This window comes from Veillonella sp. ICM51a (genome assembly GCF_000524355.1).
Lineage (GTDB): Bacteria > Bacillota > Negativicutes > Veillonellales > Veillonellaceae > Veillonella > Veillonella atypica.
This window is the reverse complement of sequence record NZ_JAPX01000009.1, coordinates 22,052-29,808: the sequence shown is the minus strand read 5'-3', so window position 1 is coordinate 29,808 and position 7,757 is coordinate 22,052. Positions and strand designations below refer to the sequence as shown.

The window sequence follows — 7,757 nt, the reverse complement described above, 5'->3', positions numbered from 1 at the left end:
GCCGTGAAAGGGCGGTGTCTTAACCGCTTGACCAACGGGCCAAAGTTGGTGACTCACCCGCGACTCGAACGCGGGACACCCTGATTAAAAGTCAGGTGCTCTGCCAACTGAGCTAGTGAGTCATGAATGGCTCCCCGAGTAGGACTCGAACCTACGACCGATCGGTTAACAGCCGATTGCTCTACCAACTGAGCTATCGAGGAATGTATGGAGCGGGAAACGAGATTCGAACTCGCGACCCCCGCCTTGGCAAGGCGGTGCTCTACCGCTGAGCTATTCCCGCATACAGAACCGATAATTACTATATCATAATTACCTTCTGTTAGTCAAGAACTAAACCAGGTCAGTTCTGACTGCTTTATAATAATATCAATTTACACATATAGTGTCAATGGTTTTTCAATGAATTTCCTATAAAAATAATACGAAATCTATATGATACAAATCTACCTGATTTATAACAAACATATAAAAGAGAACTTTCAAATATATAGTTCCATTACTATTTCTTAAGTAAAGGAACTATATATCATGAGGTCCTCTCTATCATTATTTAATATCTTCTTGTCTACCTTTACCGGCACCATCCTCAGCGGCACGAACCTCTGCTTCTACGAATGTTTTCATGTCATTTAACATATGCATAGATGCATCTACGATAGATAGCCCCATTGTAGAGCCTAAGCCTTCATCGATTTGTAAATCATAATGTAATGGAGGTTTTACATCTAAAAAACGACATTGTTCCTTATGAATAGGATCATCGTAAACAGCGGATGGGAAAACATAGTCTTTCACCAACGGTTCCATCGTCACCGCTGCAAGTACAGCAGCACCAGTTAGTGCATTATCGTATACCACAGCCATACGATGGCTAGCAGCACCTAAGATAAAGCCTGTTAAGAAAGCAATATCGAGGCCACCTGCTACATGAAGCAAACGCAATACAGCAGTGCGGCGGTCGCTTTCAGATAAAACAGACCAATCATCTACAGCAATATCAAATGGATCTACAAACGAATGGATGTGTGCAGCACGCTGTGCAATGGTAGGTCCATTACCAGATTCTGTCAATAAAGTCTCGTACGATGCGCCTGTAACGGTAGCGGTCGTAACCAACGCATCAAGGAATGTGCGTTCACCTATATTACCTAAGGCCACCACTTGTAGGCCTGCTTCATGTAATGTATCCGCATAACCAAAGCCCATTTCAAGCGCTTGTTCCAATTCATCATGACTAATAGAAGGTTCTACGCCAAAGAAGTGGGACCCATTACGAATAACTCGAGAATCAATATTCGCCAAATGATTTGTATCTTGTTCTAAGCCAATATTAACAACGTAAACCGGTGCTTGTAATTTAAATCCCGCCCCTTGCGTAGCACTCATGCCTTCATTAAATCGTTTTATTGCATTTAAACTAGTATGCCCATGTTCAACATTTTGAGGACCGTCCACAAGATGGTCTGCTCCTACAATAAGAACACCATATTTTAAATGATTTGGTTTAGGATTCGCCAATACGCCTGCAAATCGTTCAGCTATCGTTTCGAGCATAGCCAGACTATAAATAGGTTTGGTTAAATTATCAATGCGATACCGGCATGTTTCCATCGCTTTCGTATCTAATGGTTGAATATTAAAAGCTCTCATGCCTTACCTCCTGTGACAGACTTATACATATGAACTGCAAGGTCAAGCATCCCCATTTGAACGGAGCCACCAGAGGCTTCTCCTAAGCAAAGACCTAAGTCCACATAGGCTTCTAATCCAAGATTTTGCAATGAAGATTTAGCCGCTTTTTCTGCAGATAAATGAGAGGCCATAACGTAGTCCATGGAGGCTGGAACCAATGTTTTAGCCACCAGTGCACAAGCAGATGTATTAAAGCCATCGATGATGACCATACCATGATGAGCAGCTGCCCCCAAAATGACACCTACAATACATGTAAATTCAAAGCCCCCTACGGCGGCCAAAATACCAATGGCGTCGTCCTTTGGGATATCCTTGTATTTAACTAATACATCATGAACGATGCGTTGTTTTAATTTAAGACGCTCATCGGAAATATTCGTGCCTCGCCCAGTGGCCTCTTCTGCAGTAAGACCGGCAAACTTAGCCGTCATAAGTGCACTTGCTGTCGTATTGGAAATTCCCATTTCACCTACAAGGAATACATTATATCCATCAGCCATCTTTTCTTGAACCAATTTGATACCCGTTTCAATGCCTTCGATTGCTTGTTCACGCGTCATGGCCGGTTCTTCTACAAAATTCTTTGTACCCATCCCCAATTTATGAGAACGCAGTCCAGGGACCCAGCTCATATCCGCATCAATGCCCATGTCGATGACTTCCATATGCGCACCACAATAATTGGCCAAGGAATTGGCACCAGCCCCTTTGGGAATTAAATAATTTTGCGTCATACCAACAGTCGTTTCCTTTGGATAGGCACTAACCCCCATATCGGCAACGCCATGATCGGCAGAGGCAATGATCATACAAGGTTTTGGAATTGTTACATTCTTTTGATTTGTAGCTGCCCCATATTGAGCCACCATATTGACGAGACGTCCATATTGCTTACTATCTGACGCATCATTCCAATTCTTAATAATATGTTGTTCAATCTCTTTACTACGACTGTGAATCGCGTCGCAGGTTTCTTGTAGTAACCCCATAACAACTCCTCTTAATTATTCTTAATTTGTCCCGTCAAGTACGGTAATTTATTTCTAACATCTCGGCTTCTATGTAAATAGTCTTCTAAGGCTTGGCCTTCGTCTTCTTGTGAAAGTATTTCTTTTACCCGACGAATTTCGTCTTCCATTTTAGACAAGCCTTCTAATACATTATGACGATTCCCATAAATGATTTCACGCCACATGGATGGCAAACCGCCGGCTACACGCGTACAGTCACGGAATCCACCTGCGGATAAGCGCATACGTAATTCGCCGAGTTCATCGCCACCAGATACTTGTGTTAAAATGGCGGCTATCAGATGCGGCATATGGCTAACCATCGCTAAATACGCATCATGAGCATATACATCGACAAATTCGATACGGGAACCAACGGCACGCCCCATATCAGCCAATTCTTTAGCCACCTCTTCATTATACACATCAGACGCCTTATCCTCTAATACAATCCACCCCATGCCTTTAAATAGGTTTTTATGAGATACTTCATAGCCGCCCTTTTCAGATCCGGCCATAGGATGAACAGATACGAAAAAGGTTCCCTTTGGAATAGATTCATACACGGCGCGTACAAAATTTTCCTTTGCACTGGATACATCAGTTACCACCTGACCTGGTTTAAACAGATGAGCCACCTCTGTAAAAAGTCGAGCATTAGTATCTGGCGGCAAGGAAAACACTACGATATCCGAATGTTCAATGAGTGGCTCTACCTCGGTCCAAGCTTGGGATACTACCCCATCTTGTAATGCTGCATCACATACCTCTTGTCGGCGTGCATACCCTACTACATCATAATCTGTATAGGCTTTCAAAGCCTTTGCCAACGAACCCCCCAATAAACCTAACCCAATGATACCTACGGTTTTACTCATATAAACCTACTTTCACAAGCGTCCCTATATCTCCAATATAGAAACGCAAACAAACTATATCACTACACCTCAATAAGGCGTTTTTCTTTCCATTTTCCGCTATACCAGCGATAGATAAACAATACACCTCGTAAAATCTCATCAGCAGCCATAGCAATCCATATGCCTACAAGGCCCCAGCCCCAATAAATACCAAATAGGTACGATAATGGCACAGCACATAACCACATGCCAAAGATGCCAACTAGCATTGGGGTACGAATATCACCTGCGGCCTGTAAACAACCGACCATAACGATATTTACCGCCCGCCCTAGTTCAAGGAAAATCTCCACCAAGAGCACATTATGGGCTAAGGATAAAATCTCAGAATCCGTTGTAAATACAGATAGAACCGTATCACTCGTTATATAAAAGAACGTTGCCAATCCTACATTGATAGCGATGGCTAAAAACATAGAATGCCACACGCGATTCGTTACTTCATCTTGCCGTTTAGCGCCCATCAAGAATCCTACGATAACTTGCGATGCATTCGATAAGGCTATGGTATACACATAACACAACATGGCGATGACATATACATAAACCTTCGTATTAATCACAGTTAACCCTAGAATATTGACCATCTTCATAATCGTCGTTTGCGATAATTGATAACTCAATGTTTCACCGCCAGATGGCACACTAATATGGAGCAAGGATTTAACCGTATGCCAAGGAAAGGGTCTTAAATAAGACGTGCTAACCTTCAACTGCAACAGTGCCTTGAACAGATATACGATGATAAGAAGGCCAATTACCTTTGAAAGCCACGTAGAAATAGATACACCGAGTACACCAAGACTCGGTATCGGGCCATGACCGAAAATTAGAATATAATTCGTTCCTACATGGATAATATTCATAACGAGTGCCACATACATGGTAATACGCGTCAACGAATGGCCTCTAAATACGGCAACCAATGCATAGTACATGGCCTGTATTGGTAATCCTGCCGCTACAATAGTCGTATATAACGATGTATCCCCCATCGTTTCTGGTGGTATCCCAAGCCATGTAAAAATCCATTCATGGCAAGTGATGAAAAACACCGCCGCCACAGAGGAGAATACAAAGTTTAGCACTAAACTAACGGTACAAACCTCTGATAACTTTGACTGATTTCGAGCACCCAAATATTGGGCAATCAAAATCGTCGTGGCAGTGCTCATAACAACGATGAGCATGATAAAAATATTTAAAATTTGATTCGCATTAGCTACAGCGGCTACCGCCTGTGGCGAGTAATGACTCATCATCAGTTGGTCGATATTGCCGACGAGCATTTGCAGGAATACTTCGATAAATATAGGCCAGCTTAAGGTCCAAATGGATAAACTAATGCCTTTTTCATATGTTTTCATAGTATCCCCTTTTTATTACTACCAAATGTTATGAACTAAAAGAAAACACCTTTTGCCTTTTCTTTAGTTTCTTGATCTGCTATGAATGGAATTCTTGTGGTTCTACCTTCTTTAGCAGCTACAATTTTTTTGAATGGGAAATCGAATATTTCTCGATTCCACGTATTTACCGCATCATTATATAACGTTCTAGCAGCTGTAATTTCTTTTTGCAAATATGAATTTTGTTGCATTGCATCGCGAATTGTATCTTGGCTTTGCAATTCTGGATAATTTTCTATAGCTACATTTAATGCTCTCGTCGCTTTATTAAGCTGAGCATTTACATCGCTTCTAGATTCTTCACTAAAATTACCACTTCTATACTTTGCAATATCCACAAGAATATCTTTATCTACTTCAATAGATTTTTCTACGAGTTTAGCCGCATTAGAAAGAATAACAACCCGTTGTTCCATATAGTTATCAATTTCAGATGCTGCATTTTGGATTCGTTGTTCCATCATATTAAATTCGGAACTAATTTGTTTTAATCGCCACCAAGGATAAACAAGTACAACCACACCTATAGCAGATATGAGGTACTTGTCAATCACTATCCCTAAAACGATGGCAATTACACCGATAGCCATTAGAATCGTAGGTATCAATTTTTCAAAGCCACTGGTTTCTACAGGAATCACCTTAGCAATAACATGTACATCTCTGCCTTCTGCCATAATCTCTGGGTTCATTTCATCAAGTTGATTAGCCATTTTACTTACCTCCATTTTGTTCAAAAATCGTATTTAATAAGTCTACTAGAGACTGATTATCCTTATAGAGTTTCCCTACCATAAAATGTCCATAGGCAAAGGAACCATTTTTGTTATTTTCGGATCGTTGGTAATGATTCAATTCTTTAACACGCTTGAAGTCATCGTCAACTGTATCTACTTCTGCTACTTCAATAAGTTCATGCTTTGTAACCGGCACATACTCATTCCACTTAACTGGTACATAATAGGTTCTACCATTACCTGCTGTAACAGGAACCTCATCCACATGCTCAATAGTCCTATACGAATAAGCATCTACCTTAATAATTTCCGAATCTGTCTCTTTTTTATAGTGACTCGTTTTTAGCAATGTTTTTACATTACTTCTCTGCGTTGCATCAGGAGGAATAAATAACCCAAGGTTCATCTTATTCGCGAGCATTTCTGTAATGTAATCATTATATTTAAAATCATAAGATTTCTTATAAATATAATCAGTAGAAGCCATTTGTTGATATACAGGAATTGCTAAGACTGGCAAAAATGAAAAATACATATGCTCAAAATAGCTACAGTTAAAATTAATGAATTTCTCTTTAATCTTTTCAAAGGAGAAATCATAGTATTGTGATGGTACGGTATCGAAATTCCAATCCATAGAGTTATCAGTTAAAATTTCATTGATTTTACATTGTTTATTGAAAACAAAGTCATCACCATAGGGAGAATTCTCAAAAATATCTTTGTAATTACTTTGTGCTAATGGGGTGAATAACACGCGGAACTCGACCTCATTATTTCGGTCTAATGCATTAAATTGTGCATCGAACTCTTCATTTGCCAACGCCTGAAAGTTTCCACCATCTTCTAAGGCATCTTCACTTTTCTTTCTAAGCCCTGCAATGCGTTTTGCCAGTTGAATCTTCGCACCTCCAAAATTAAATAAACCTTTTTCTGGTGGTCTTCTATGGAATATTAAATTCGGTGCTGCATGATTACCATATACCAAGGATATTCTATCCGCATAATATGGACCAGGTCGTTTTAAAGTGGCACGAAGTGTTTCACTTACATCTCTAGTTTTTGTATTGCCATCAGAATCTATATATTCTTCTGTATAGACGACCTCACGAGTACCTTCATATGTATAATCATCAATCCAATGGATAATACGCTTAATAAACACAAAAGGATTTCCTAAAATATCTCCGGAAGTAATATCCAATGTAGAGCGATTTACATCATCTTTTTCTAAAAAGCCATAATCTTTAACGAGCTGTTCATAGCGTTCCATATTAAAATTGGAATCTAAATGAATAAAGGGAATCGCCTTTTTTATAAGCTCCGCCGTCATTTCACTATGAAATAATTCATTTAGAGGCTGCATCATTTCATAACCGTCCTCACGCATTTGACTTAGCGTTGCATCTAAATCATTCAGTTTCTCTTCGAGGCTCTTACGATTAGGTCGAATCCAATATACATACAACCCTATGCATAAGGCTATAATAGCGATACATATAACGATGGATAGAATATCCATTTGCGGTTGTGAAAACTGATACACACCATAAATAAGTGCGCCTATGCCCACAATGAAATCGATAATTCGTACAATACCAAACCGTTTATATGTACTGTTAGACTGATTTCGATTCTCCGAAACATTCGTATACTTATCGATTAAGTCTTTATTTTTATTAATATCAACCTGTGATTGATTTACCAAATCTTGAAAATAATCTTCTGTAATACCTTGGAATGTATCCTTAAGACTTTCTCTGTAATACTTTAGTGGTTCTAGTAATGCTTCATTATATTCATTCGACACGTTACTCTACCCCTCTATCTTATGGCTATAATAGTTAAAATACGTCTAGCAGGTACTATACCTATGTTTAATTATAAATAACTTAAATTAAAATTAGTATATCAGTTAAGAAAAACTCCGTAAAGTAATTATCACTAACCGAAAAGTAATAAAATGAAAATCCCCTCTTTACA

At 39.4% G+C, this 7,757-nt stretch carries 6 protein-coding genes and 3 tRNA genes; all 9 read right to left on the bottom strand.

The features are described from left to right. Positions 1–46 precede the first annotated feature (46 nt). Positions 47–122: transfer RNA gene (locus HMPREF1504_RS01240), tRNA-Lys, on the bottom strand. A gap of 5 nt (positions 123–127) precedes the next feature. After that, positions 128–203 (bottom strand) — tRNA-Asn (locus HMPREF1504_RS01235). Positions 204–208: 5 nt separating this feature from the next. Continuing rightward, positions 209–283, bottom strand: a tRNA-Gly gene (locus HMPREF1504_RS01230). Between the two features lie 266 nt (positions 284–549). Then, positions 550–1,653: a nicotinate-nucleotide--dimethylbenzimidazole phosphoribosyltransferase gene (locus tag HMPREF1504_RS01225; protein ID WP_038122731.1), complete on the bottom strand. Its 1,104-nt coding sequence runs from the start codon at positions 1,651–1,653 to the stop codon at positions 550–552. Beyond that, on the bottom strand, positions 1,650–2,687 hold the full coding sequence (locus HMPREF1504_RS01220; RefSeq protein ID WP_005381710.1) for a nicotinate-nucleotide--dimethylbenzimidazole phosphoribosyltransferase: 1,038 nt from the start codon (positions 2,685–2,687) through the stop codon (positions 1,650–1,652). The genes HMPREF1504_RS01225 and HMPREF1504_RS01220 overlap by 4 nt, the downstream gene beginning before the upstream one ends. An 11-nt stretch (positions 2,688–2,698) precedes the next feature. Next, positions 2,699–3,586, bottom strand: a complete 888-nt coding sequence (locus HMPREF1504_RS01215) for a prephenate dehydrogenase/arogenate dehydrogenase family protein (RefSeq protein WP_016476509.1) — start codon at positions 3,584–3,586, stop codon at positions 2,699–2,701. A gap of 62 nt (positions 3,587–3,648) precedes the next feature. Next, positions 3,649–4,995, bottom strand: coding sequence for an MATE family efflux transporter (locus tag HMPREF1504_RS01210; RefSeq protein ID WP_038122729.1), 1,347 nt, complete (start codon positions 4,993–4,995; stop codon positions 3,649–3,651). Positions 4,996–5,030: 35 nt separating this feature from the next. Continuing rightward, the gene (locus HMPREF1504_RS01205; RefSeq protein ID WP_009661889.1) at positions 5,031–5,750 is read right to left on the bottom strand and encodes a LemA family protein; all 720 of its coding nucleotides are present in this window, start codon (positions 5,748–5,750) and stop codon (positions 5,031–5,033) included. 1 nt (position 5,751) lies between these two features. Beyond that, positions 5,752–7,584 carry an MAG1210 family protein gene (locus tag HMPREF1504_RS01200; RefSeq protein ID WP_038122726.1) on the bottom strand — a complete coding sequence of 611 codons (1,833 nt, stop codon included), beginning with the start codon at positions 7,582–7,584 and terminating at the stop codon, positions 5,752–5,754. Positions 7,585–7,757: the final 173 nt, after the last annotated feature.